The organism is Streptomyces sp. SID11385 (genome assembly GCF_010548245.1).
Classification (GTDB): domain Bacteria; phylum Actinomycetota; class Actinomycetes; order Streptomycetales; family Streptomycetaceae; genus Streptomyces.
The window spans coordinates 1-205 of record NZ_JAAGLR010000530.1; the positions used below are offsets into that span (position 1 = coordinate 1).

The 205-nt window shown below is 64.4% G+C and carries 1 protein-coding gene; it reads left to right on the plus strand.

The genetic code is table 11. From position 1 onward, the window contains the following. On the plus strand, nucleotides 1-205 hold a 205-nt coding region (locus tag G3I42_RS37000; protein WP_239096485.1), incomplete at both ends, for a DUF6009 family protein.

Genomic DNA, 205 nt, shown 5'->3' on the forward strand with positions numbered 1-205 from the left:
TCGAAGACCCCGAACACCTCGACTACGTCCGCCAAGCCCTGGACAAGACACCCCGCCGCAAAAAAAAGCCCCGCTACGCCCGCGACGGCAGGATGATCGGTTACGTCGAGCTCGGGGCCGAGGCTGAAGCCGACCCTGACAGCGGTTTGTACAGACGCAGGGTGTTCTTCCTTCTGCCCCACGACCGGGACTCCGACCCCGAAGG